Raw genomic sequence first — 25041 nt, forward strand, 5'->3', positions numbered from 1 at the left:
AGGATCCCCTCCCGGCGTGGAGGAGGGCGTGAGGATGGTGGCACAGCCGTACCGGCAGTGGATGCACTACCTCACGCCCGGCCCCGCCCACCGCGGGCTCGGCCTGGTCTGCCTGGGCGCCGGCCACCAGGACGGCGCGCTGCCGACCGTGGGCCCGCGCACCATGCAGAACCACGTGGCGGTCGTGGTGACCGAGGGCGGCGGCTGGTTCGCCGAGGCGGGCGGCGCGCCCGTGGAGGTGGCCGCGCCCGCCGTGCTCTGGCTGCGTCCCGGCGTCCGGCACCACTACGCGCCGCACGCGCCGGGCTGGACGGAGTGGTTCGTCGACTTCACCGGGTCGGCGGTGGCCGCCTACACCGAGCTGGGGTTCCTGGGCGACGGGCGGCCGGTGACGCCGCTGACCACGTCCGAGCCGGCCGCCCGCGCCATCGGGCGCATCCTCCAGGCGTGCCGGCGCGGCAGCCCGTACCTGGAGGTGGAGACGTCGGCGGTCGTGCACGAGGTGCTGGTGGCGCTGCGGCACGCCCGCGTGGACGAGGGGCCGGACGGCGTGCTGGAGACGCTCGCGCGGGACGCCTGCCTGCCGATCCCGGTGGCCGAGCACGCCAGGCGGCTGGGGCTGCCGCTGGCCGAGCTGCGGCGGCGGGTACGGCGGCTGACCGGATGCAGTCCCAAGGACTACGTGCTGACGATCCGGCTCAACCAGGCCAAGGATCTGCTGGCCGGGACCGATCTGCCGGTGGCGGCGGTGGCGCGGCGGGTGGGGTATGACGATCCGGCGTACTTCACCCGGTTGTTCACCCGCCGGACGGGGATGCCGCCGAGCGAATTTCGCGCCGAACGTTTCGGCTAAGTCAGGATTTTTTGTCAAACTTCATGTCAAATCAGAGGAGAATGGGAGTTCCAGGAGAAGGAGCTCTTTTGCGTCGCTGGTTATCAGGGCCGCTCGCCGCCGTGCTGTCCCTCGCCATGGCCGCCCCGGCCCACTCCGCTCAGCCCGACCCGCCCACAACCCCGCCCGCGCCCCCGGTCACGACGGCGCCCGTCACTGAACCGCCGCCCGCCACACCGGACCGCGAGCCCAGCTATGAGCTGCCCTCGCCGGAGGAGTCCGCGACCGGCGCGCCGCGACCGGGCGTTCAGCGCATCCAGCCCAGCCCCGCACAGGTCGCCCGCCCCCTGACGCTCGCCTCCGGCGAGCTCTCGGTCGAGGTCGATCCGGCCTTTCCGCGCGTGCTCGGCTACACCGACCGCGCCACCGGGGCACGACTGGGCGGCAGTACGGCGGTGCCCGCCGTCGTCCTGAACGGCCGGCCGTACCCGGTGACGGCGGCCCTCACCGGCACGGACGGGAAGTCGGCCCGCTACCGGCTGACCTTCGCCGGCCTGGACGGCGTCGGGCTCGACGCGGCGATCAGCGTGAAACGGCGGGTGGCGACCTTCGCCGTCGAGGCCGTGCGCGACACCCCGGCCTTCCGCGTGGGCACGATCGACCTGCCCGGCCACGACCTGGTGTCGGTGGGAGGCGACCAGCCGGGCGCGGCGACGGCGTTCACCCGCCTGGACCCCAACTCGACGCGGACGGCGGACGTGTTCGCCAAGGTCACGGAGCCGGAGGCGGAGCCGATCGGCGCGACCTACGGCATCGTCAACACCGACCGGCTGGCCGCCGCCGTCGAGACCAACTCCGTTTACGACCAGCCCGCCGGCGCCACCGACAAGGACGCCGCCCGCCTGTGGCACCAGGCCCGCATGGGGGCCGACGGCGTGGTCAGGGTGGGCGTGTGGAGCGGGCAGTGGACCTACCGGGCGGCCGGCGCGCCGTTCACCGAGGAACTGCCCTGGGCGAAGGTCGTCGTGACGCCGGACGCCAACGGCGACGGCACGCTCGACTGGCAGGACGGCGCGATCGCCTTCCGCGACATCGCCGTCACCCCGCCCGGCGCGGGCGAGACGAGCCGGCGCGTGGTGACGCACATCCCGTTCAACTTCAGCAGCCAGGCCACGCACCCGTTCCTGCGCACGCTGGACGACGTCAAACGCATCGCGCTGGCCACCGACGGGCTGGGCCAGCTCGCCCTCCTGAAGGGCTACCAGTCGGAGGGCCACGACTCCGCCCACCCGGACTACGGCGGCAACTACAACACCCGCGCCGGCGGCCTCAAGGACCTCAACACCCTGCTGAAGACCGGCAAGCGGTGGAACGCCGGCTTCGGCGTCCACGTCAACGCCACCGAGTCCTACCCGGAGGCGAAGACGTTCAGCGAGACGCTGGTGGACAAGAACGTCAAAGGCTGGAACTGGCTCGACCAGTCCTACCGCATCGACCAGCGCCGCGACCTGACCGCCGGAACCCTCGCCGAGCGCTTCCGGCGGCTGCGCGAGGAGACCGACCGCAACCTGTCGGTCCTGTACGTGGACGTCTTCCGGCCGTTCGGCTGGGTCGCCGACCGCACGCTGGCCGAACTGCGCCGCCAGGGCTGGCAGGTGACGACGGAGTGGTCGGACAAGCTGGAACGCTCGTCCCTGTGGGCCCACTGGGCCAACGACCTCAACTACGGCGGCGTCACCAACAAGGGCCTGAACTCCCAGATCATCCGCTTCATCCGCAACCACCAGAAGGACGTCTGGAACGCCCACCCCATCCTCGGCAACGCCCGCATCGTCGAGTTCGAGGGCTGGACGGCCGAGAACAACTGGAACGCCTTCTACCGCAACGTCTGGGAGCACAACCTGCCGGTCAAGTTCCTGCAGCGGCAGCCGATCACGAAGTGGACAGCCGAGGAGATCCGCTTCGCGAACGGCGTGCGCGGCACCTTCACGGACGGCAGGCGCGAACTGTTCGTGCACGACCGCAAGGTCCTCGACGGAACCGCCTACCTGCTGCCGTGGGAGGGCAGGTCCTACCACTACAACCCGGCGGGCGGCCGGACGACCTGGGCGGCCGACCGGCCGATGAAGATCTACCGGCTCACCCCGCAGGGCCGGGTCGCCGAGGGCACGCTCACCCCGTACGGCGGCATGATCACGATCACCGCCGAGCCCGGCGTGCCGTACGTGCTCTATCCCGGCGATCCGCCCAGGCAGCCCGAGCCCGAGTGGGGCGAGGGCAGCGGCCTGCGCGACCCGGGCTTCAACGGCGAGCGCGCCTGGACCACGACGGGCCCGGTGAGCCTGCGCGTCAACGACCTCGGCCAGCGCCACGCCCACCTCGGCGGCGGCGCGCCGGCCGCGCTGGAGCAGCGCGTCACCGGCCTGCGTCCCGGCCGCCGCTACGCGGCCGAGGCGTTCGTGGAGATCGAACCGGGCCGCACCCGCGCCGTGACCCTGGAGATCGGCGCGCGGGAGGTCCGGCTGGACAGGTCCACGGCCAAGAACCACATCGCCTCCGACGAGAAGCGCGACACCTACTTCCAGCGCGTGCGGGTGCGCTTCACCGCCCCGGCCGGTCCGGTCACGCTGCGGATCGCGGCGGCCGACGGGGAGGGGGCCGTGCGGGTGGACGACGCCCGCGTGGTCCCGACGACCGCGGGACAGGACGGCTTCGAGGCGCCGGAGGCGGGCTGGGGCCCGTTCGTCAAGGGCGACGCGGGCGGCTCCTTCGACGCCCGCACCCACCTGGCGCAGCGGCGCGAGCCGTACACGCAGAAGGGGTGGAACGGCAAGGCGGTCGACGACGTGCTGGCCGGAGAGTGGTCGCTGAAGGTCCACGAGGAACGGCAGGGCCTGGTCTACCGGACGGTCCCGCAGACGGCCCGGTTCGTGAACGGCCACGCCTACGAGGTCTCCTTCGCCTACCAGAACGCCCTGGCCGACGCCTATACCTGGGTGACCGGCTATGACAAGGGCGGCAGAAGCGTCGAGACCCGGAGCACCCCGATCCCCGAGCAGCGCTCCACCACCCGCTTCACCGAACGGGTCGTGGCCGGGTGCGGCGACGCCTGGGTGGGCCTGCGCTCGCTGCGCGCCGAGCAGCCGGGCGCCGACTTCATCCTCGACGACTTCACCGTCAAGGACCTCGGACCCGTCGCCGAGCCCGCCGCCTGCGCCACGCTGGAGGTCAGGTCCGCCTCGCCGAGCGTGGAACAGGGCGTCGCCAACGAGGTCACCACCGTCTTCACCAACCTGGAGGACGCGGCGGCCCGCGACGTCGAGGTACGCCTCACCGCGCCGCCCGGCTGGACCGTCGAAGGCGAGGGGCGCGGCGACGTCGAGCCGGGCGCGGCGCTCACCACTGTGTGGAAGGTCACCCCGCCCGCCGACGCCGCCCACGACAGCTACGAGCTGAAGGCGGCCGCCGCGTACGCGGGCAAGAGTGTGCAGGGCCTCGCGGTCGTCAGGACGCTCCCGCCGCCGCCCACGGCCGACGCCTACGCCAGCGACCTGGAGTGGGTGGCCGCCGGCAACGGCTGGGGGCCGGCCGAGCGTGACCGGTCCAACGGCGACAAGGCCCAGGGCGACGGCTCGCCGCTCACCGTCGGCGGCCGGGTCTTCGCCAAGGGCCTCGGGACGCACGCGCCCGCCAGGATCCGCTACTACCTGGGCGGACGCTGCGCCGCCTTCGCCGCCGTCGTCGGCGTCGACGACTCCCAGGCCGCGCCGCGCGGCTCGGTCAGCTTCACCGTGCTGGCCGACGGGGTCGTCAAGGCCGGGACGCCGGTCCTGCGCGGGCCCGATCCGGCCCACGAGCTGAGCGCCGACGTACGCGGCGCGCGGTTCGTGGAACTCGTCGCCGGAGACGGCGGCGACGGGGTCGGCAACGACCACGCGGACTGGGGCGATGCCCGCTTCCGGTGCGGATGAGGAAGGATTTTGCCTTAGCCGACCCTTATCCAGCCCGTGATCGGATGTCCTGCGAGTACTGTGCGCTGTCGCAGGCGAAGACATGAAGGAGATCACCGTGGCCGCGTCGTCATCGTCACGCAACGTCAGATCGGCGATACCCTGGGTCACGACCGTCGCCCGCTTGGTCCTGGGCGTGGTGCTGATCGTGGCCGGGGGGCTGAAGATCGGCAACCCGTCCGACTCGGTGGTGGCGGTCAAGGCGTACCAGCTGCTGCCCGAGTCGCTGGCCACCATCGTGGGCTACGCGCTGCCGATCGTGGAGATCATCATCGGCATCCTGCTCGTGATCGGCCTGATGACCAGGGTGGTGGCGGTGGTCGGGGCACTGCTCATGCTCGCCTTCGTCTTCGGCATCGCCTGGGCGTGGGCGAAGGGCTACAAGATCGATTGCGGCTGTTTCGGGGGCGGTGGCGAGCTCAAGAAGGGCCAGGAGCCGACGTACCTGCTCGACATCCTGCGGGATTTCGGGCTGGTGGTGCTCGGCGTCTGGGCCGCGCGTTTCCCGCCGGGGCGTTTCGCCCTCGACGGAGCCCTCGGACTGCACACGGTGGATGACAAGGAGAACGACTGATGGGCAAGGGCGACCGCGAGAAGTCGGCGCGCGACCGGATCAAGGAGCAGCAGGCCGCCGATCGCAAGCGGGAGCAGCGCCGGCGGATCATCACCTACACCACGGCTGGCGTCGTGGCGGTGGCCGCGCTGGGCGCCGGGATCCTCTGGAACATGAACCGCTCCAAGTCGGAGGAGGCGGGCGCCAACCTCGCGCCGATCACCGTCGTGGCCGACGCGGGCGTCACGATGGGCAACGCCGGGGTCAGCAAGCCGGTGATCGACATCTACGAGGACTTCCAGTGCCCGGCCTGCAAGGAGCTGGAGCGGGTCAGCGGGTCCACGTTCAAGAACCTCGCCGCCGAAGGCAAGGCCAAGGTGGTCTACCACCCCATCACGATCTTCAGCGAGGAGCCGACGCGCGGCAACTCCATCCGCGCCGGGGCCGCCGCCCGCTGCGTGAAGGACGGCAAGCAGTGGATGGCCTTCCACGACACCCTCTTCGAGAAGCAGCCGAGCGAGACCGTCGAGGGCTTCAAGATCGACCAGCTGGTCGGGTGGGGCAAGGACGTCGGCGTCACCGCGCCCGACTTCGAGCAGTGCGTGACCAAGCAGCAGCACGCCGCCGTCCAGCAGAGCTACAGCGACAAGGTCAACAAGGAGCAAAACCTGACCGGCACGCCCACGGTCAAGCTCAACGGCGTCGAGATGGACAACGAGGTCCTCTTCCGCCCGTCGGAGCTGCGCGAGGCCGTCCTCAACGCAGCCAAGTAGCCCGCCGGTCCGCTACCCTCACCTGACATGCCCCTTGTTGCCTCGATTCCCAGCCCTCCCCAAGGGGTCTGGTATCTCGGCCCGATTCCTATCCGGGCCTACGCACTCTGCATCGTGCTCGGCGTCATCATCGCCGTCTGGATGAGCGAGCGCCGCTGGCGCGCCCGTGGCGGCGCGCCAGGCACCATGATCGACATCGCCGTGCCCGCGGTGATCTTCGGTCTCATCGGTGGCCGGCTCTACCACGTCATCACCGACTGGCAGCTCTACTTCGGCCCCGAAGCCCCCAACGAGCCATATGAGGCCCTGTTCATCTGGAACGGCGGGCTGGGAATCTGGGGCGCGGTCGCGCTGGGCGGCGTCGGCGTCTGGCTGACCTGCCGCAAACGCGGCATCTCACTGTCGGCCGTCGCCGACACGGTCGCGCCGGGCATCGCCATCGGCCAGGCGATCGGCCGCTGGGGCAACTGGTTCAACCAGGAGCTCTACGGCGGGCCGACCGATCTCCCGTGGGGGCTGGAGATCGACATCAACAAGGACGGCACGGTAGACGGCCTCTACCACCCGACCTTCCTGTACGAGTCCATCTGGAACCTCATCCTCGCCTTCGTCCTCATCTGGGCGGGCAAACGCTTCACGCTGCGGCACGGGCGGCTGTTCGCGCTCTACGTGGCCGGCTACACCCTCGGGCGCTTCTGGATCGAGGGGCTGCGCATCGACCCCGTCGGCGGCGTGGACCACGCGGTGACGTTCCTGAGCCTGCGCATCAACCAGTGGACCGCGCTCGTGCTGTTCGTCGCGGCGCTCGCCTTCTTCTTCCTGACGCGCGGCAAGGACACCGTGGAGTACGTGCTGCCGCGCGACGGCTCCGGGCCGCCGGGGGAGGGGGAGTCGGCCGACCCGGCCCACGCGGCCGACCAGGCGGACGAGTCCGACACCGTCCGGGAAGCGGACACCGCGGAGAAGACAGCGGAGGACGCGGAAGACGGCGAACCCGCCAAGGCCGAAGCCTCCGCCGACGAGCCCGCCGCCGACGAGCCCGCGAAGACCGACGAGGCCGTGAAGATTGACGAGCCCGCGAAGCCTGCCGAGACGACCGCGAAGGCCGACGAGGCCGCGAAGCCCGCTGAGACCGATGTGCCCGTCGCGAAGACCGACGAGCCGGTCAAGGACGACGCCGTCAAGGACGACGCGGTCAAGGACGACGCGGAAGCCGTACGGGAAGAGGAAAAGAACCCGCGATGAATGATCGCGCGGAGCAGCACCACCAGCATCGCGACGTCACCGGCGGCTGGCTTCGGCCGTCGGTGTTCGGGGCGATGGACGGGCTGGTGTCGAACTTCGCGCTCATCGCCGGTGTCGCGGGCGGCACCGACGACACCAAGGTGATCGCCCTGGCCGGTGTCGCGGGCCTGGCGGCCGGGGCGTTCTCGATGGCCGGCGGCGAATACGTGTCGGTGGCCAGCCAGCGCGAGCTGGCCCTCGCCGAGATCGCCGTCGAGCGGCGCGAGCTCGACCGCCACCCCGCCGCCGAGCTGAAGGAGCTCGCCGACGACTTCGTGGCCAAGGGCGTCGCGCCCGACCTGGCCGCCGAAGTGGCCAGGCAGATCTCGGCCAACCCCGAGCGCGCCCTGGAAGTGCACGCCCAGAACGAGCTGGGCATCGGGCCCAAGGACCTGCCCTCGCCCAAGGTGGCCGCGCTGTCGTCGTTCGCCTCCTTCTCGGTGGGGGCCGTGCTGCCGCTGCTGCCGTACCTGTTCGGGGTGACCGGCCTGACGCTGTCGGCGCTGCTGTCGTGTGTGGCGTTGTTCGGGGCGGGCGCGCTCGTCTCGGCCGTGACCGCCCGCAGCTGGTGGTACTCGGGCCTGCGCCAGCTCGTCGTGGGCGCGGTGGCGGCCGGGCTGACCTTCGCGCTCGGCAACCTGATCGGAGGAACGGGGCTGTGAGGAGCAGCAGCAGGAAGCGGCGGCGTACCCGTACCCCGAAGTCCGACTGGCAGCTGCCGCTGCTCAGCGACATGGGCCTGCGGCCCGAGCAGCAACGCCTGCTCGTGATCATCGCATCGGCGCTCGGCGTCGTGGTCCTGGCCGTGGGGCTGGTGGCCGTCGTCGGCTCGATGGGCACCGGCTACCTGCCCGACCGCGCGGCCACCGCCGCGGCCGGCGGGCCCGGCACCGCCCGGCCGGACTCCTTCCACGGCTGGAGCTCGCCCAAGCTGTTCGAGCCGATCAACGAGCGGGCCAAGGACGCCAAGCCGCTCACCGAGAAGGAACTGTTCGCCGGAAAGACGCTGGCCGACGAGAAGAAGCTCACGCTCAAGCTGGTCGCGCAGGAGCTCGGCGCCGACTGCGCGGCCGTGCTGTGGGGCCCGGACCTGGTCGAGAAGGCCGCCGACGGCGAGTGCACGCAGGCCGCCCGCGCCCTCTACACCAGCTCGGACGGCCGTTACGTCGCCCAGTACACCCTGCTCAACCTGCGCGACGCCAAGGCGGCCGACGAACTGGTAGCCGAGCTCAAGGCGGGCTACCGGGGCGGCTGGACGCACGCCCTGCAGAGCGAGAAGGCGTCCTTCCCCGCCGGCGGCTACACCGAGGGCGGCGCGTACGCGCTCGGCCACTACCTGGGCGTGGTCTGGATCGGCCGCGCCGACGGCGCCGAGCCGGCGCCCAAGGACGACTTCGTCTCCGTCACCCTCACCCTGCGCGGAGCGGAGAAGGCCGTCTATCGCCGCGTCGTCGCGATCACCGGGCAGCAGCCCTCGTGACCCACCGTCCCGCCGGAGTTCGCCGATGATTCCCGCTCGCGTGGCGGTCCCCGTGGCCGTGCTGATCGTGCTCGCCGCCGCCCTGGCCGCCTGGTTCCTCACCCGTGGCGGCCCCGTCCGGCCCGCGACCTTCCGCGGCGAGCCCACCTCGGCCATGTACGCCGCCATCGACTCCCGCCAGAGCGACGCCGCCCCGCTGACCACCGAAGAGGTCTTCACCCCGGCCACCGCGAAGCTGGGCGAGCTGACCAGGGGCGCGGCCGAGCAGCTCGACGACTGCGCCGACGCCCTGGCAGGCCCGGAGGCCGCCGGCTGCTCGCAGGCCCTGCGCGCCACCTACACCGGCCCGGCGGTCAACGGCCAGTTCGTCATCTTCAACCTGCCCGACGGCCGCGCCGCCGACGCCCTGGTGTCGGCGCTGGGCAAGGAGGGCTTCCTGGAGCAGGCGGTCGACTTCGACATCGCCCGCAGCTGGGCGCAAGCTCGGGCGCTCGGCCATTACGTGACCGTCAGCTGGGTGGGCCCGGCCGCCGAGGGCGCCAGGGTGGACCTCACCCAGTCACAGGTGGCCCTGGACACCCTCGCGCGCGTCGTGCAGTCCCGGGTCGTCAAGGCCGTCTGACCCGGCGAGCGTGGCGGCCACCGCGCCGGGCAGCGCCCGCAGGTGGTGGAGCGGGGCCTCCAGCGGCGTGATGCCCTCCGACCAGGGGGCCGCGGCGCGGATCAGCGCGCGGGCCTCGTTCTTGGTGAGCGCTCCGCCCCTGGCCGTGATGAGCGCCTCCCGCCAGGTGTTGGCGAGCTTGGCGTGGGCGTTGTCGAGGATCCCTCGCAGCGCTCTGGCCGCCGGGCCGGCGGGGGGCGGGAGCCGTACCGCGTCGAGGACCGTGCCGTCGGCGCTCAGCTCGTAGACGACGCTCAGCTCGTGGGGCCGCGCCGCGAGCGGCGCGGCGAGGAAGGCCCGCACGTGGCGGGCCTTGGTGGCCAGCAGCAGACGCGGCAGCGCCCCTTCCAGCCCAGCCGGTACGGCTACCGCCACCCGCTCCACCGCGGCCGCGTAGGGCTTGGCCAGCCACGTGGACAGCTTCACCCGCGGCAGCCCGAGCGCCTTGGGCCACTCTCCCACGAGCAGGTCGGGCGCGAAGTCCCCGAGGTCGTGCGCCTGCTCGGGCGCGGACTCCACCGACTGTGGCCCCTGCGTGTAGATGGCGGTGGCGACCCGGTCGAGGCGGGCGGCGACGGCGGGCGCGGTCTTGGTGGTGGGCCGCAGGATGTACAGGTCCGCGGCCGAGCCGATGGCCTCGGCGCCGAGGTAGCGGTTGAAGTCGGGGTAGATGGCCTCGTTGAGCAGGTTGAGCGCCGACAGGGCGTTCTGCACCTTGAGCGCGAGCATGGGCGTGCGCTCGCCCGCGCCGTAGGCCAGCAGCACCCGGCCCTCGTCCTTGAGCCCTTCCAGCGCCCGCGCCACGAAGAGCCCGACCCCCTCCGGCGTGTACGGCGGGTCGGTGATCGCCAGATCGTGCCCCCGGGCCGACGGCGGCAGCCCGAGCCGCAGGTCGGCCCAGCGGGTGCGGACCCCGAGGTCCTGCTCGTCGATGTAGGCCAGGATGCGCTCGTCGATGTCGGCGACCGTGACCTCGGCGGCCGGGTACACCAGCTTGACGGCCAACGAGGTCAGGTCGTGGTCGCCCACGCACAGCAGCTTGGCGCCCGGCAGCCAGAAGCGGGCGCCGAGCAGCAGCGCCCGGCGCAGCACGGTCTCCGGGGTGGCGGCGACGTGGTCGAGCGCGTGGCGGCCCCGCGGCGCCCCGGCGATCAGCTCCTCCAGGCGGGCCAGCACGTGGTGGTAGTGGGGGAGCAGGTGCGCGACCGGGTCGGCGGGCGGCGGGGCCAGCGCGAGCAGGTCCTGGTAGTCGCCCGCGTGTTCGAGGGGCAGCCGGTAGCGCTCGCCGGAGCGTTCCAGGCGGGGCAGCTCTCGCAGCAGGGCCTCGATGCCCCGGCGTGAGGTGGCGCTGTCGCGCACCAGTTCGGCGAGGGTGCGCCACCGGCCCTCGCAGAGCAGCGCCAGCGCGTGCCGGTAGCGCCTGCTGTCGGCCCCGGCCTCATCGAGCAGGCGTTCGACCCCTTCGCGCTCCATGGAGGCAGCTTATCGGTCCAGAAATTCCGGGGTTTGGGACACATGCGTCCGTATACCGGAACAGGTGCGATGTTCGCGATGTGGACCTGGTGGGCACCATTCGGGCAACGTGTTGTAACCTCTAACGCACAACTGCAGCAGGGCCAACGTCGTCCCTCGCCTTTGAAGCACCAAGAGCAAGCGAAGAGACGACGGGAGGGATTCAATGCCTGCTGCCCACCTCGGGTTCCCCGAGCCCCAGGGCCTCTACCACCCCGCCAACGAGCATGACGCCTGCGGCGTGGCCATGGTGGCCGACGTCGCCGGACGACGTGGCCACGGCATCGTGGAGAAGGCCTTGGAGGCGTTGTGCAACCTTGACCACCGGGGGGCCAAGGGTAGCGAGCCGGACACCGGCGACGGAGCCGGGATCCTGACGCAGATCCCCGATGCATTCCTGCGCGCGAACGTGCCGTTCGCGCTGCCTCCGGCGGGCGAGTACGCCGTGGGCACGGCCTTCCTGGCCAGCGACTCCGAGGCGCGCGAGATCGGCGTGCGCATGATCGAGGAGATCGCCGCCGAGGAGGGCCTGACCGTGCTCGGCTGGCGGGACGTGCCGGTCGACCGGGCTCTTCCCGGGCCGAGCGCCCGGGCCGTCATGCCGTTCTTCAAGCAGCTGTTCGTGGCCGGGCCCGATGGGGAGTCCGGGCTGGAGCTGGACCGGCTGGCGTACTGCCTGCGCAAGCGGGCCGAGCACGAGGTGGACGTCTACTTCCCCTCGCTGAGCGCGCGCACGATCGTCTACAAGGGCATGCTCACCCCTGGCCAGGTCGAGCCGTTCTTCCCCGACCTGACCGACGAGCGCTTCGAGAGCGCGATCGCGCTGGTGCACTCGCGCTTCTCGACCAACACCTTCCCGAGCTGGCCGCTGGCCCACCCGTACCGGTACGTGGCGCACAACGGCGAGATCAACACGGTCAAGGGCAACCGCAACTGGATGCGGGCGCGCGAGGCGATGCTGGAGTCCGCGCACATCCCAGGCGATATTTCGCGACTTTTCCCCATCTGTGACCCGGACGGGTCCGACACCGCCTCCTTCGACGAGGCCCTGGAGCTCCTCCACATCGGCGGCCGCTCGCTCCCGCACGCGGTCCTCATGATGATCCCGGAGGCGTGGGAGAACCACACCGGGATGGACCCGGCCCGCCGCGCCTTCTACGAGTTCCACTCCTCGATGATGGAGGCCTGGGACGGCCCCGCCTCGATCACCTTCACCGACGGCACCCTGGCCGGAGCGGTGCTCGACCGCAACGGCCTGCGCCCCGGCCGGTTCTGGGTGACCGCCGACGGGCTCGTCGTGCTCGCCTCCGAGGCGGGCGTGCTGGACTTCAAGCCCGAGGAGGTCGTCCGCAAGGGCCGCCTGCAGCCGGGCCGGATGTTCCTCATCGACACCGCCCGTGGCAAGATCATCGAAGATGACGAGATCAAGGCTGAGCTCGCGGCGGCGCTGCCGTACGAGGAGTGGCTGCACGCCGGGCTCGTCCGCTTCGAGGAGCTGCGCGCCCGCCAGCGCGAGATCCCCACGCACGAGGCGCTGGTCAGGCGGCAGCAGACCTTCGGCTACACCGAGGAAGAGCTGCGCATCATCCTGTCGCCGATGGCCAAGAACGGCGCCGAGCCGATCGGGTCGATGGGCACCGACACGCCCGTGGCGGTCCTGAGCGAGAAGCCCCGGCTGCTGTTCGACTACTTCACGCAGCTGTTCGCGCAGGTCACCAACCCGCCGCTGGACGCCATCCGGGAAGAGGTCGTCACCTCGATGGCCAGTGTGCTCGGCCCCGAGGGCAACCTCCTCGACCCCGGGCCGACGAGCTGCCGCCAGCTCGTGCTGCCCTATCCGGTGATCGACAACGACGAGCTCGCGAAGATCATCCACATCAACGACGAGGGCGACCTGCCCGGCTTCCACCCGCACACCATCTCGGGCCTGTACCCGGTGGCGGGCGGCGGCGAGGCGCTGCTCCAGCGGCTGGAGGAGATCCGCGCCGAGGCCTCCCGGGCCATCGAGCAGGGCGCGCGCATCCTCGTGCTGTCCGACCGAGGCTCCTCGGCCGAGATGGCGCCGATCCCGTCGCTGATGCTGACCGGCGCGGTGCACCACCACCTCATCCAGGAGAAGACCCGCACCAAGATCGGCCTGGTGGTCGAGACCGGCGAGGCCCGCGAGTGCCACCACATGGCCCTGCTCGTGGGCTACGGCGCCGGCGTCATCAACCCCTACCTGGCCATCGAGACCGTCGAGGACCTGGTCGACACCGGTGTGCTCGCGATCGACAAGCGCAAGGCCGTGCGCAACCTCATCAAGGCGTACGGCAAGGGCGTCATCAAGGTCATGTCCAAGATGGGCGTGTCCACCGTCGCCTCCTACACCGGTGCGCAGATCTTCGAGGCGCTCGGGCTGGGCGCCGAGGTCGTCGACGCCTGCTTCAACGGCACCACCTCGCGGCTCGGCGGCGTCGGCTTCGCCGTACTGGCCGAAGAGGTCGCGCAGCGGCACAAGCGGGCCTACCCGCGCGCCGAGAACGCGCACCGGCGCCTGGAGGTCGGCGGCGAGTACCAGTGGCGGCGCGAGGGCGAGCCGCACCTGTTCAACCCCGAGACGGTCTTCAAGCTGCAGCACGCCACCCGCACGCGGCAGTACGAGATCTTCAAGGAGTACACGAACCTCGTCGACTCGCAGGCCGAGAAGCTGATGACGCTGCGCGGCCTGTTCCGGCTCAAGCCCGGCAACCCGATCCCGATCGAGGAGGTCGAGCCGGTCAGCGAGATCGTCAAGCGGTTCTCGACCGGCGCGATGTCCTACGGCTCCATCTCGCGCGAGGCCCACGAGACGCTCGCGATCGCGATGAACCAGCTCGGCGGCAAGTCCAACACCGGCGAGGGCGGCGAGGAGCCGGACCGGCTCTACGACATCTCCCGCCGCTCGGCGATCAAGCAGGTGGCCTCCGGCCGCTTCGGCGTGACCTCCGAGTACCTGGTCAACGCCGACGACCTGCAGATCAAGATGGCCCAGGGCGCCAAGCCCGGCGAGGGCGGCCAGCTGCCCGGCCACAAGGTCTACCCGTGGATCGCCAAGACCCGCCACTCCACCCCGGGCGTCGGCCTCATCTCGCCGCCGCCGCACCACGACATCTACTCCATCGAGGACCTGGCCCAGCTCATCCACGACCTGAAGAACGCCAACCCGGTCTCCCGGGTGCACGTGAAGCTGGTCGCGGAGGTCGGCGTCGGCACCGTCGCCGCGGGCGTGTCCAAGGCGCACGCCGACGTGGTGCTCATCTCCGGCCACGACGGCGGCACCGGCGCCTCGCCGCTCACGTCGCTGAAGCACGCGGGCGCGCCCTGGGAGCTCGGCCTCGCCGAGACCCAGCAGACGCTCCTGCTCAACGGCCTGCGCGACCGGATCGTGGTGCAGGTCGACGGCCAGCTCAAGACCGGCCGCGACGTGGTGATCGCCGCGCTGCTCGGCGCCGAGGAGTACGGCTTCGCCACCGCGCCGCTGGTCGTCTCCGGCTGCGTGATGATGCGGGTCTGCCACCTCGACACCTGCCCGGTGGGCGTCGCCACGCAGAACCCGGAGCTGCGCAAGCGCTTCACCGGCAAGCCCGAGTTCGTGGTCAACTTCTTCGAGTTCATCGCGCAGGAGATCCGCGAGTACCTTGCCGAGCTGGGCTTCCGCTCGCTCGACGAGGCGATCGGGCAGGTCGGCCTGCTCGACATCTCGGCCGCCGAGGACCACTGGAAGGCCAGCGGCCTCGACCTCGCCCCGATCCTGCACCAGGTCGACGTGCCCGCCGGCGACGCCCGGCGCCGGACCAAGTCCCAGGACCACGGTCTGGAGCACGCGCTGGACAACACCCTCATCCAGCTGGCCGAGGGTTCCATCCAGTACGGCGAGCCGGTCAAGCTCGACCTGCCGATCCGCAACGTCAACCGGACCGTCGGCACCATGCTCGGCCATCACGTCACCAAGAAGTGGGGCGGCGACGGCCTGCCGGACGACACGATCGACGTGTCGTTCACCGGTTCTGCCGGGAACTCGTTCGGCGCGTTCATCCCGCGCGGCATCACGCTGCGCCTGACCGGCGACGCCAACGACTACCTGGGCAAGGGGCTGTCGGGTGGCCGCATCACGGTCCGGCCGCACGACGCGGCGCCGCTGGACGGCCACATCATTGCCGGAAATGTCGCCCTTTACGGTGCTACTTCAGGTGAGGCGTTCATCCGGGGAGTCGTGGGCGAGCGGTTCTGCGTACGCAACTCCGGCGCCACCGCGGTCGTCGAAGGCGTCGGCGACCACGGCTGCGAGTACATGACCGGCGGCCGCGCCGTCATCCTCGGCCCCACCGGGCGCAACTTCGCGGCCGGCATGTCCGGCGGCATCGCGTACCTGCTCGACCTGGACGTGAACCGGGTCAACAGGGAGATGGTCGCGATCGAGGAGCCCAGCGCCGACGACGTGGAGTTCCTGCGCGAGACGGTCGAGCGGCACTTCGCCGAGACCGGCTCGTCGGTGGCCGCCGCGCTGCTGGCCACCTGGGATCCGGGACGATTCAGCAAGATCATGCCGACCGACTACAAGCGGGTCCTGCAGGCCGCCGAGGCCGCCCGCATCGAAGGCCGGGACATCGACGAGGCGGTCATGGCCGCTGCGGTTCAGGGATAGGGGGCTTCCATGGCTGACCCGAAGGGTTTCCTCACGCACGACAGGGAGTTGCCCGCGCGCCGTCCCGTGGACGTGCGCATCCAGGACTGGAAGGAGGTCTACCAGGACTTCCCTCCGGCCAAGCTGAACCAGCAGGCCGCCCGCTGCATGGACTGCGGCATCCCGTTCTGCCACAACGGCTGCCCGCTGGGCAACCTCATCCCCGAATGGAACGACCTCGTCTACCGCGAGGACTTCCAGGAGGCGATCGAACGCCTGCACGCCACGAACAACTTCCCGGAGTTCACCGGCCGCCTGTGCCCCGCCCCGTGCGAGGCCGCCTGCGTGCTCGGCATCAACTCCGACCCCGTGGCGATCAAGCGGGTCGAGGTCGAGATCATCGACCGGGCCTTCGCCGAGGGCTGGGTCCGCCCCGAGCCCGCGGCGGTCAGGACCGGCCGGCGCGTGGCCGTGGTCGGATCGGGCCCGGCCGGGCTGGCCGCCGCCCAGCAGCTCACCCGCGCCGGGCACGACGTCGTCGTGTTCGAGCGGGCCGACGCCATCGGCGGGCTGCTGCGTTACGGCATCCCCGAGTTCAAGATGGAGAAGCGCCACATCGACCGGCGCCTGGAGCAGATGCGGGCCGAGGGCACCGAGTTCCGCACCTCGGTCAACGTCGGCGTCGACATCACCGCGGCGCGGCTGCGGTCCGAGTTCGACGCCGTCGTCCTGGCCGGTGGCGCCACCCAGTGGCGTGACCTGCCCGTCGAGGGCCGCGAGCTGCGCGGCGTCTACCAGGCGATGGAGTACCTGCCCCCGGCCAACCGCGCGGTATCCAATGCGCCCAAGTCCGGCGCGGATGCCGACTCGTCGATGAACGCCCGGGGCAAGCACGTCGTGGTCATCGGCGGCGGCGACACCGGCGCCGACTGCATCGGCACCGCCATCCGCCAGGGCGCCGCGTCGGTGACCCAGCTGGAGATCATGCCGCGCCCGCCCGCGTCCCGCGCGGGCTCGCAGCCGTGGCCGACGTTCCCGACGCTGTTCAAGATGGAGAGCGCCCACGAGGAACTGGCCGACGGCGGCGGCGACCGCGTCTACGCCGTCTCCACCCTGGGCTTCGCCGGCGACGCGGAGGGCAACGTCCGCGCGCTGCGGCTGGTCGAGGTCGAGGGCCCGCAGAACGGCTTCAAGCCGATCCCGGGCACCGAGCGGGAGATCCCCGCCGAGCTCGTCACGCTGTCCATGGGCTTCACCGGGCCCGAGAAGACCGTCCTGCTGGAGGAGCTGGGCGTCGCCTACGACAAGCGCGGGAACGTGGCCCGTGACGCGTCGTACATGACCTCGGTGGAGGGCGTGTTCTCGGCCGGGGACATCGGGCGTGGGCAGTCGCTCATCGTCTGGGCCATCGCCGAGGGCCGCGCCGCCGCCTCCCGGGTGGACGCGTTCCTGACGGGGGAGACGGCGCTGCCGTACCCGATCCTCCCGACGGCCCGCTCGCTCGTCTGACCCTTTTCACGCTGTACGGCGGGGCGGCCCCAACCGCCCCGCCAACCCCCCTTTCCGGCCCACCCTCGCAGCCTCTACCCGGCCACGTCGGCCGCCCGGCCATCCCGCTCGTGCTGTGCCCCGGCGAGTCCCGTGCCCCTGGCCCCACGGTTCGCAGAGCACCGAGCCCGTACTGGGCCTTCGGTTTTTGGGGCCTGCCTTTTGTGGCTGGGAGCTTTGGGGTCAGGCGACCGTGGCTGGGTTCGCCGTCCAGGTGTTGCAGGCTGACGGGGTCTCGGCGGCGAAGCCCTTGTTGAACCAGCGGGCCCGGTTGGCGCGGCTGCCGTGGTCGTTGGTCTTGCTGCCCTTCTCGCCGCCCAGCGACCAGGCGATGGCGATCAGCGCGCCCCACTCGGGGACCGAGCGCTTCTGGGCGTCCCACACGCTGCCGATGTACACACCGGCCAGGCAGTCGGCCTGCAGCTCGTAACGCCGCTGGGCCTCCAGGACGTGGGCCTTGGAGGTGTACTTCTCCTGGACCGCCCCCTGCAGCACGCCGGTCAGCCGCTGGACGTGGTGACCGTACTCGTGCGCCATGACCAGCATGAAGCCCACCTCGGGCGCGTACTCCCTGACCGGACCCGGCAGATAGACGCCGATGACGCCGGTGGGGTTGCAGTAGGCGCCGGGCATGATGTCGGCGGCCTTGCCCTGGCAGAAGGGCGCGTTGCCGCTGGTCATGTAAGTGAACGACGGCTTGGCCGAGGCCGGCCCGTTGGCCCGCAGGTGCTTGCCCCAGGCGGTGTTCAGGCAGGTGTAGGTCGTGGTCAGGTACGCCCGCACGGCCGCGTGCCCACGGTTGGCCGGGGCGGGGAGCCGGCAGGCGGAGGCCGGGAACTGGCCGCTCTTGTACAGGGCGTTGTGGGTGAGGCGGCGGTCCTTGATCGGGTACGAGCCGGCCATCGCCGGGCTCGGCGCGAGGCTGGCCAGGGCCGCGGCGGTGAGCGCGGTGGCGGCGACGGCGGTGAGTCTCATGCCGTTCACGGTGGCCGGAGCCTCTTGAAAGCCGGTTGCCGCTCACCTGAAAGCCACCGCATCTACCAATAGATAGCGAAATATCGGGATGAAGTTGACCGATTGGGTGAGTGTCGGAAAGATGCGTTTTCTGGCTGGAACAAAGGGGGAGCAATGCGGCGGATCGCCTCAGTCTTGGCGGGGTTGGCCGTCGTCACCTCACTGACCGCCTGCGCCCCGGCCGCGCAGGTCCCGAGCGGCTCCGAGGCGAGCGCGGACTTCCTGGTCTTCTACGCCGACGGCAAGCGGCAAGAAACGCTCGGCGCGATCGGGCGGGCCGGCGGCTCCGCCGTACGGACTGAGGAACGGCTTGGATACGTGCTGGCCAGGGGTGCGGGGGAACGGTTCGCCGCCGCACTCGACGACGACCCGGCTGTCGTGGGCGTCTCCTCCGACCGCAAGATCGGGTACGCCTCGGCGAGCCCCGCACTCCCCGGTACGGCCAGCGCCTTCCCCGACGCCTCGGCCCGCGAAGGCGCGGTCAAGGGCCGCGAGCCGCTGGCCTCGCGGCAGTGGGACATGCGGATGATCGGCGCCGACAAGGCCAACGCCACCCTGCCCGGCAGCAAAAAGGTGCTGGTCGGCGTCATCGACACCGGCATCGACGGCAACCACCCGGACATCGCGCCGAACTTCGAGCGCGCCCTGTCGCGAAACTTCGTCACCGACCGCCCCAACGACAAGCACGGCGAAACGCTCGACGGCCCCTGCGAGGCGGCCGGCTGCAAGGACCCGGTCGACCGCGACGACGACGGCCACGGCACCCACGTGGCCAGCACGATCGCCTCCCCGCTGAACGGCGTCGGCGTCGCCGGCGTCGCCCCCGGCGTGCGGCTGGTGAACATCCGCGCCGGCCAGGACTCCGGCTTCTTCTTCCTCAAGCCCAGCCTCGACGCCCTCACCTACGCCGCCGACATCGGCGTCGACGTGGTCAACATGAGCTACTACGTGGACCCGTGGCTGTTCAACTGCACCGCCAACAAGGCCGACAGCGCCCGCGAGCGGTCCGAGCAGCGGGCCATCATCACCGGCATGCAGCGCGCCCTGAACTACGCCAGGGGCAAGGGCGTCACGCTCATCTCCGCCCTCGGCAACGGCGCCACCGACCTGGGCAGGCCGGAGGTGGACAAGGACAGCCCCGGCTACCCACGTGGCGACGAGCGCGTACGCCGTATCGACAACTCGTGCCTGAACGTGCCGGCCGAGTCGAAGGGCGTCATCTCGATCTCGGCGGTCGGCCCGTCCGGCCGCAAGTCGATCTACAGCGACTACGGCGTCGAGCAGACCGACCTGGCCGCGCCCGGCGGCGACGCGCTCGACGGCAAGGGCGCCTCGCCCACCCGCTCCATCCTCGCCGCCGCGCCCGAGTCGGCACTGCGCGCCAACGACAAGATCGACAAGAACGGCAAGCCGAAGACGAACGAAGTGGTCCGCGACTGCTCCAAGGGCACGTGCTCGTACTACCAGTACCTGGACGGCACCTCGATGGCCGCCCCGCACGCCACCGGCGTCGCCGCCCTGCTGATCAGCCGCTTCGGCAAGCCGGGCAAGGGCGGCCTCACACTGTCTCCCGCGACGGTGGAGAAGCTGCTCAACAAGAGCGCCACCCCCAAGGCCTGCCCGACGCCGCGCGCGTACGTCTACCAGGTCTACGGCGAGGAGGCCACGCACACCTGCGAAGGCGGCAAGGACAAGAACGGCTTCTACGGCCGCGGCATCGTCAACGCGCTGAACGCCACCACCGTCAAGCGCTGAATGTAGGGTCGGGGCATGGGGTACCGCCTCATCGCAGAAGCCGCGATGCTGGTGCACTTCGCCTTCCTCGTCTACATGGCCGTCGGCGGGTTTCTGGCCTGGCGCTGGCGGCGTACCATCTGGATCCACCTGGCCGTGGTCGCCTGGGGTGTACTGTCAATCACGACAGGTGTGGAGTGCCCGCTGACCCTGGTCGAAGACTGGGGCCGTGAGCGGGCCGGGCAGGCGGGGCTGCCGGACTCCGGGTTCATCGACCACTACATCGAAGGTGTGATCTACCCGGAGGAATACACACTCTTGGCACGCTGGGGTGTGGCCGTTCTCGTGCTGTTCTCCTATATCGGCTACGTTCTCCGACGTCGATGACGGGGTCCTCACAATGATGCAGCGACCGAGGATGCTCGCTTCGCTCCATCAAGTGGTCTGTACCAATTAAGGTGGGACACGTGACTCGTCGCGCGAAAATCGTCTGCACACTTGGCCCCGCCACATCTTCCCCCGAGCGACTGCGCGAGCTGATCGCCGCCGGGATGGATGTCGCCCGCTTCAACCTCTCGCATGGCAACCATGAGATGCACAAAGAGGTATTCGACCGGGTGAGGGAGGTGGCGGCCGACCTCGGCCGCGGCGTAGGCGTGCTCGCCGACCTGCAAGGCCCCAAGATCCGCGTGGGCACCTTCGAGGAGGGCCCGGTCCGGCTCGGGTTCGGCGACGTCTTCACCGTCACCACCGAAGACGTGCCCGGCGACCGCGAGCAGGTCTCCACCACCTACAAGGGCCTGCCCGGCGACGTGCGCTCCGGCGACACGATCCTGGTCGACGACGGCCGCCTGGTGCTGGAGGTGACCCGCGTCGACGGCCAGCGCGTGACCACCCGCGTCGTCATCGGCGGGATGATCTCCGACAACAAGGGCCTCAACCTGCCCGGCGTCAACGTCAGCGCCCCCGCGCTCACCGACAAGGACGAGGCCGACCTGCGCTGGGCGCTGCGCACCGGCTTCGACATGATCGCGCTGTCGTTCGTCCGCCGTCCTTCGGACGCCGACGTGGTCCGCAACATCATGGAGCAGGAGGCCGTACGCCTGCCGCTGCTCGCCAAGATCGAGAAGCCGCAGGCCGTCGAACGCCTCCCGGAGATCGTCGAGGCCTTCGACGGCATCATGGTGGCCCGCGGCGACCTGGGCGTCGAGCTCCCGCTCGAAGAGGTGCCGATCGTCCAGCGGCGCATCATCGAGCTGTGCCGCGAGAAGGCCAGGCCGGTCATCGTCGCCACCCAGATGCTCGACTCGATGATGAACGCCCCACGCCCCACCAGGGCCGAGACCTCCGACGTGGCCTACGCCGTCATGGACGGCGCCGACGCCGTCATGCTCTCCGGCGAGACCTCGGTCGGCAACTACCCCATCGAGGCCGTCTCCACGATGGACCGCATCGCCTGCGCCGCCGAGAAGGCCTCCCTGACGGCCACGCACAGCCTCGACCGGCTGCCGGAGACCACCGGCGGCGCCATCGCCCGCGCCGCCGCCGAAGTCGGCGCCATCGTGGGCGCCAAGGCGCTGGTCGCCTTCACGATGTCCGGCGAGACCGCGCGCCGCCTGGCCCGCTACCGCTCGCCGATCCCGCTGCTCGCCTTCACCTCGGCGCCGCACGTACGCGGGCAGCTGTCGCTGACATGGGGCGTGGAGACCTTCCACGTGCCGTTCGTCCACCACACCGACGACATGGTCCGCCAGGTGGAGGCGTCACTGCTGTCGCTGGGCCGGCTGGAGAAGGGCGACAAGGTCGTCATCGTCGCCGGTTCCCCTCCCGGCACCCCGGGCTCCACCAACGCGCTGCGCGTGCACACCATCGGCTCCGCCGTGTCGCACGCCCACTAGCCCTTCTGCCGAAACCCCGCGAGCGCCGCCTACCCGGTCTCGCGGGGTTTCCCGCTTCCGGGACTCAGTTGGCGTGCAGGGTGGCGTTGAGCTCGATGCGCTGACCGGTGCGGGCGACCGCCTCGACCGCGCCCGACTGGGAGTTGCGGCGGAACAGCAGGCCGTTGGAGCCCGACAGCTCCTTGCCCTTCACCACGCGGCCGTCCGGCAGCGCGATCTTGGTGCCGGCCGTGACGTACAGGCCCGCCTCCACCACGCAGTCGTCGCCCAGCGAGATCCCCACACCGGCGTTGGCGCCCAGCAGGCAGCGCTCGCCGATCGCGATGACCTCCTTGCCGCCGCCCGACAGCGTGCCCATGATCGACGCGCCGCCGCCCACGTCGGAGCCGTCGCCGACGACGACGCCGGCCGAGATGCGGCCCTCGACCATCGAGGCGCCCAGCGTGCCGGCGTTGAAGTTGACGAAGCCCTCGTGCATCACGGTCGTGCCCGAGGCCAGGTGGGCGCCGAGCCGCACCCGGTCGGCGTCGGCCACGCGGACACCGGAGGGCAGCACGTAGTCGACCATCCTCGGGAACTTGTCCACGCCGTAGACCGTCACCGCCCCCGTGGCGCGCAACCGCAACCGGGTCCGCTCGAACCCGTCCACCGCGCACGGCCCCCGGTCGGTCCACACGACGTTGGCCAGCAGCCCGAACAACCCGTCCAGGCTCAGCCCGCGCGGGCGTACCAGACGCGACGACAGCAGATGCAGACGCAGGTACGCGTCGTGCGCGTCGGCCGGGGCCTCCGACAGTTTGGCGATGCCGGTGCGCACGGCGACGACCTCGACGCCGCGCGCCGGGTCGGGGCCGGTCAGGGCGGCCAGCTCGCCCGCCTCGTCGGCGGTGAGGCGTTCGGTGCCGGCGAAGCCTGGCTCGCCCAGCTCGGGCGCGGGGAACCAGGTGTCGAGCACGGTGCCGTCGGCGGCGATGGTGGCCAGGCCGATGCCGTGGGCGCCGGTGGTGGTGGGGTCGATAGCAGTCACGGACCCAAAATACCGGGTCAGATGGTGCCGAGGTCGGCCGACAGCCACCGCTCGGGCCGCATGTGGAACGTGACGAGGACGGCGAGGTTCGACTGCTCGACGTAGCCGGAGACCGCGTCCTCGGGCAGGTAGCGGGCGACGATCCTGGTCATCTCCGCCAGCGTGGTCGGATTCTTCGCGACCACCGGGCCTTCCGCGGACACGTAGCGGTAGGTGGGGTGGCTCCGCTGGGCGAGCATCGACACCCGGCCCGCCTTGCCGATCAGCTGCGCCTTGACCGAATCGCCGTCGGTGAGGAACGACACCATGCCGCCCGGCTCGTAGTCGTACCAGATGGGCACGTTCAGCGGCGCCCGGCCCTCGCCCGCCTCCACCGCGACCGCCCCGATGTGCGGCTCGGCCAGGAACGCCTCCCGATCAGCAGCGCTCAACGCCACGGCAACCCCCCGAAGATCGTCGTACTCCTGCCGCCGACCCTAACCCAGCGAAGCCCCGCCGAACGTGACGCGGACCGTCAGCCCGCCACCCGGATTCGCCTCAGCCGCCACGACGCTGTCGCGCAGCGGGAAGTAGACGAGAGCCACCGGGCCGCCGCCCGCCGAACGATGCCGTCAGCCGGGTCCGCTCGTAGATGCGCCGATCCGGTAACCGGCCCTGGGCACCGTCTCCACCACCGGAGGGCCGCCGAAGCCCTGGAGCGCGTCGGCCTGGCTGACCGCATGCGCCACCGGCCCCACGAACTGTCCGGCGGCCAGAAGCAGCGCGAGGCCATCGCCCGCGCCGTCGCCGGCGAACCCGACCTGCTCCTGGCGACGAATCCACCGGCGCGCTGGACACCGGGTCGGGCGCGGCCGTACTCGATCTCCTGCACGAGCTCAACCGCGACGGCGCGACCATCGCCGTGATCACCCACGCCCCCGAGATCGCCGCCGCCCTGACCCGCCAGGTACGCGTCAGAGACGGGCAGGTGAACCGCCAGCCTTGCCGTAGGCACCCTGGCCAGCCTGTACCCAGCCGTAAGAGCCGCCCGCACCTCCCCAACCACAGCCCTCCATGCCACCTAAACCTCACCCGCCCATCCAGACGGCCTCACCACAGAAACCCGCGTACCCCACCGACCCGCACCCTCTTCACCCGCCCGCTTCCCCCTGTCCGGGCGGCGCAAAGTCCAGGTCGGTCCGACGGCAGGCCGAGTCACGCCGGCCCGGCCCTGCGGGGCGCGTCACAGCGGTTGGTCCGAGGTCTTGTCGCCGCTTCATCCTCTGCATTCGCCCCGTCCCTCACGTCTTCGGGCCGACATGGCAGTCGAGCAACGCCACCGCCTCCCGCCGGGCCACGGAGATCTCGTTGCGCTTGCTGTGGCGCCAGGCGACCCCCAGCCGGTCAAGGGCCTCACCACAGATCCGCAGGATGTCGCCCGACTCGTTCTTGAACAGGTAACGCGGATACTCGTACCAGTGGTCGCGGCCGTTGAAATGGCGGCGGACGCGGTTCAGCCCGCGGTAGCCGTCGGAGTGCATGAGCCCCCGCACCAGGTCGCCGGGAAAGGAATCGGCGATGTGCTCCTGCCATGGCTCCAGGACGATTGGGCGGTGGTGCTTCTTGCCCGGGCCGTGCTGGGGGAGCAGATGCGGCCAGTGCTTGGAGTAGCTGTTGACCACCACGCAGCCCGGTCGCCTCAGCAGCCCGACAGAGCTCGGGAGCACTGCGGCCATGGCCTGCGCGGCCGCCTCGATCAGACCGGGCCAGGACGCCGAGCAGGAGATCATGAGCCTGTAGACGCCGCGCCGATGGTGGACGACGTGCCCGTCGCCGAGGTAAAGGCCCAGGAGGTAGGCGTAGACGCCGGGCGGCTGGGGAGGCAGAGGGCTGCGCGCGCATCGCACGCAGGAGCCCGATGATCGGGGGTCGTCACGTGCCCTGCGGTCGCCCGTGCGCCACTTTCTGACGGCTCCGGCGGAGACCCCGCAGGCTCCGGCGATCTGGTGGTCGGAGAGTCCTTGGGCGGAGAGGTGGAGCGCGCGGTCGACGGTGTCGCGAGGGTGCATGCGCTCAGTGTGTCTGTCGTCA

The 25041-nt window shown here is 71.1% G+C and carries 19 protein-coding genes; 14 read left to right on the top strand and 5 right to left on the bottom strand.

Going from position 1 to position 25041, the window contains the following annotated elements:
• Positions 1 to 34 precede the first annotated feature (34 nt).
• From HNR40_RS54505 to HNR40_RS13215, 8 genes are all read left to right on the top strand, one after another.
• Positions 35 to 853 carry an AraC family transcriptional regulator gene (locus HNR40_RS54505; RefSeq protein ID WP_184961654.1) on the top strand — a complete coding sequence of 273 codons (819 nt, stop codon included), beginning with the start codon at positions 35 to 37 and terminating at the stop codon, positions 851 to 853.
• A 68-nt stretch (positions 854 to 921) separates the two neighbouring features.
• Positions 922 to 4803: an endo-alpha-N-acetylgalactosaminidase family protein gene (locus HNR40_RS13185; RefSeq protein ID WP_221340300.1), complete on the top strand. Its 3882-nt coding sequence runs from the start codon at positions 922 to 924 to the stop codon at positions 4801 to 4803.
• An 82-nt stretch (positions 4804 to 4885) separates the two neighbouring features.
• A complete protein-coding gene (locus HNR40_RS13190) occupies positions 4886 to 5416 on the top strand; it encodes a MauE/DoxX family redox-associated membrane protein (protein WP_184960832.1) in 531 nt (176 codons plus the stop codon).
• Positions 5416 to 6168 (top strand): DsbA family protein, encoded by a 753-nt coding sequence (locus tag HNR40_RS13195; RefSeq protein WP_184960833.1) that lies wholly within the window; start codon positions 5416 to 5418, stop codon positions 6166 to 6168. Before HNR40_RS13190 ends, HNR40_RS13195 begins: the two co-directional genes overlap by 1 nt.
• Before the next feature lie 114 nt (positions 6169 to 6282).
• Positions 6283 to 7413, top strand: coding sequence for a prolipoprotein diacylglyceryl transferase (gene lgt, locus HNR40_RS13200; RefSeq protein WP_376773468.1), 1131 nt, complete (start codon positions 6283 to 6285; stop codon positions 7411 to 7413).
• Entirely contained in the window at positions 7410 to 8114 is a 705-nt protein-coding gene (locus tag HNR40_RS13205) for a VIT1/CCC1 transporter family protein (protein WP_184960838.1), read from the top strand. The genes lgt and HNR40_RS13205 overlap by 4 nt, the downstream gene beginning before the upstream one ends.
• A complete protein-coding gene (locus tag HNR40_RS13210; RefSeq protein ID WP_184960841.1) occupies positions 8111 to 8932 on the top strand; it encodes a hypothetical protein in 822 nt (273 codons plus the stop codon). The genes HNR40_RS13205 and HNR40_RS13210 overlap by 4 nt, the downstream gene beginning before the upstream one ends.
• Before the next feature lie 25 nt (positions 8933 to 8957).
• The gene (locus HNR40_RS13215; RefSeq protein ID WP_184960844.1) at positions 8958 to 9554 is read left to right on the top strand and encodes a hypothetical protein; all 597 of its coding nucleotides are present in this window, start codon (positions 8958 to 8960) and stop codon (positions 9552 to 9554) included.
• On the opposite strand, the gene HNR40_RS13220 is transcribed toward HNR40_RS13215, so the two are convergent.
• On the bottom strand, positions 9492 to 11066 hold the full coding sequence (locus HNR40_RS13220; protein WP_184960846.1) for a bis-aminopropyl spermidine synthase family protein: 1575 nt from the start codon (positions 11064 to 11066) through the stop codon (positions 9492 to 9494). The two genes, HNR40_RS13215 and HNR40_RS13220, sit on opposite strands and share 63 nt — an antisense overlap.
• A 205-nt stretch (positions 11067 to 11271) precedes the next feature.
• Here HNR40_RS13220 and gltB point away from each other — a divergent pair, with 205 nt between their 5' ends.
• Together gltB and HNR40_RS13230 are read left to right on the top strand one after the other, a co-directional pair.
• Positions 11272 to 15771 (top strand): glutamate synthase large subunit, encoded by a 4500-nt coding sequence (gene gltB / locus HNR40_RS13225; RefSeq protein ID WP_184960850.1) that lies wholly within the window; start codon positions 11272 to 11274, stop codon positions 15769 to 15771.
• A 9-nt stretch (positions 15772 to 15780) separates the two neighbouring features.
• Positions 15781 to 17259: a glutamate synthase subunit beta gene (locus HNR40_RS13230; RefSeq protein ID WP_184960852.1), complete on the top strand. Its 1479-nt coding sequence runs from the start codon at positions 15781 to 15783 to the stop codon at positions 17257 to 17259.
• A 222-nt stretch (positions 17260 to 17481) separates the two neighbouring features.
• On the opposite strand, the gene HNR40_RS13235 is transcribed toward HNR40_RS13230, so the two are convergent.
• On the bottom strand, positions 17482 to 18273 hold the full coding sequence (locus tag HNR40_RS13235) for a neutral zinc metallopeptidase (RefSeq protein WP_184960854.1): 792 nt from the start codon (positions 18271 to 18273) through the stop codon (positions 17482 to 17484).
• 183 nt (positions 18274 to 18456) lie between these two features.
• On the opposite strand from HNR40_RS13235, the gene HNR40_RS13240 reads away from it, so the two are divergent.
• The 3 genes from HNR40_RS13240 to pyk all read left to right on the top strand — a co-directional run bounded on the left by HNR40_RS13240 (position 18457) and on the right by pyk (position 21944).
• Positions 18457 to 20067 (top strand): S8 family peptidase, encoded by a 1611-nt coding sequence (locus tag HNR40_RS13240; protein WP_246509029.1) that lies wholly within the window; start codon positions 18457 to 18459, stop codon positions 20065 to 20067.
• A 15-nt stretch (positions 20068 to 20082) separates the two neighbouring features.
• Positions 20083 to 20433, top strand: coding sequence for a DUF2784 domain-containing protein (locus HNR40_RS13245; protein WP_184960858.1), 351 nt, complete (start codon positions 20083 to 20085; stop codon positions 20431 to 20433).
• Between the two features lie 80 nt (positions 20434 to 20513).
• Positions 20514 to 21944 (top strand): pyruvate kinase, encoded by a 1431-nt coding sequence (pyk, locus tag HNR40_RS13250; protein WP_184960860.1) that lies wholly within the window; start codon positions 20514 to 20516, stop codon positions 21942 to 21944.
• Positions 21945 to 22008: 64 nt separating this feature from the next.
• Here pyk and dapD read toward each other — a convergent pair whose 3' ends face one another.
• A complete protein-coding gene (gene dapD, locus HNR40_RS13255; protein ID WP_184960862.1) occupies positions 22009 to 22971 on the bottom strand; it encodes a 2,3,4,5-tetrahydropyridine-2,6-dicarboxylate N-succinyltransferase in 963 nt (320 codons plus the stop codon).
• Positions 22972 to 22988: 17 nt separating this feature from the next.
• Positions 22989 to 23408 carry a pyridoxamine 5'-phosphate oxidase family protein gene (locus tag HNR40_RS13260; protein WP_184960864.1) on the bottom strand — a complete coding sequence of 140 codons (420 nt, stop codon included), beginning with the start codon at positions 23406 to 23408 and terminating at the stop codon, positions 22989 to 22991.
• Between the two features lie 168 nt (positions 23409 to 23576).
• Between HNR40_RS13260 and HNR40_RS13265 the strand changes: the two genes are divergently transcribed.
• Entirely contained in the window at positions 23577 to 23876 is a 300-nt protein-coding gene (locus HNR40_RS13265; protein WP_312896322.1) for an ATP-binding cassette domain-containing protein, read from the top strand.
• Between the two features lie 375 nt (positions 23877 to 24251).
• Here HNR40_RS13265 and HNR40_RS13270 read toward each other — a convergent pair whose 3' ends face one another.
• A complete protein-coding gene (locus HNR40_RS13270; RefSeq protein WP_184960866.1) occupies positions 24252 to 25019 on the bottom strand; it encodes a helix-turn-helix domain-containing protein in 768 nt (255 codons plus the stop codon).
• Positions 25020 to 25041: the final 22 nt, after the last annotated feature.

The organism is Nonomuraea endophytica (genome assembly GCF_014203235.1).
Lineage (GTDB): Bacteria > Actinomycetota > Actinomycetes > Streptosporangiales > Streptosporangiaceae > Nonomuraea > Nonomuraea endophytica.

Coding starts and splice junctions, on each gene's coding strand:
- HNR40_RS54505 (WP_184961654.1), top strand. CDS start 35: ATGGTGGCACAGCCGTACCGGCAGTGGATGCACTACCTCACGCCCGGC.
- HNR40_RS13190 (WP_184960832.1), top strand. CDS start 4,886: ATGAAGGAGATCACCGTGGCCGCGTCGTCATCGTCACGCAACGTCAGA.
- HNR40_RS13195 (WP_184960833.1), top strand. CDS start 5,416: ATGGGCAAGGGCGACCGCGAGAAGTCGGCGCGCGACCGGATCAAGGAG.
- HNR40_RS13205 (WP_184960838.1), top strand. CDS start 7,410: ATGAATGATCGCGCGGAGCAGCACCACCAGCATCGCGACGTCACCGGC.
- HNR40_RS13215 (WP_184960844.1), top strand. CDS start 8,958: ATGATTCCCGCTCGCGTGGCGGTCCCCGTGGCCGTGCTGATCGTGCTC.
- HNR40_RS13220 (WP_184960846.1), bottom strand. CDS start 11,066: ATGGAGCGCGAAGGGGTCGAACGCCTGCTCGATGAGGCCGGGGCCGAC.
- gltB (WP_184960850.1), top strand. CDS start 11,272: ATGCCTGCTGCCCACCTCGGGTTCCCCGAGCCCCAGGGCCTCTACCAC.
- HNR40_RS13230 (WP_184960852.1), top strand. CDS start 15,781: ATGGCTGACCCGAAGGGTTTCCTCACGCACGACAGGGAGTTGCCCGCG.
- HNR40_RS13235 (WP_184960854.1), bottom strand. CDS start 18,273: ATGAGACTCACCGCCGTCGCCGCCACCGCGCTCACCGCCGCGGCCCTG.
- HNR40_RS13245 (WP_184960858.1), top strand. CDS start 20,083: ATGGGGTACCGCCTCATCGCAGAAGCCGCGATGCTGGTGCACTTCGCC.
- HNR40_RS13265 (WP_312896322.1), top strand. CDS start 23,577: ATGCCGTCAGCCGGGTCCGCTCGTAGATGCGCCGATCCGGTAACCGGC.
- HNR40_RS13270 (WP_184960866.1), bottom strand. CDS start 25,019: ATGCACCCTCGCGACACCGTCGACCGCGCGCTCCACCTCTCCGCCCAA.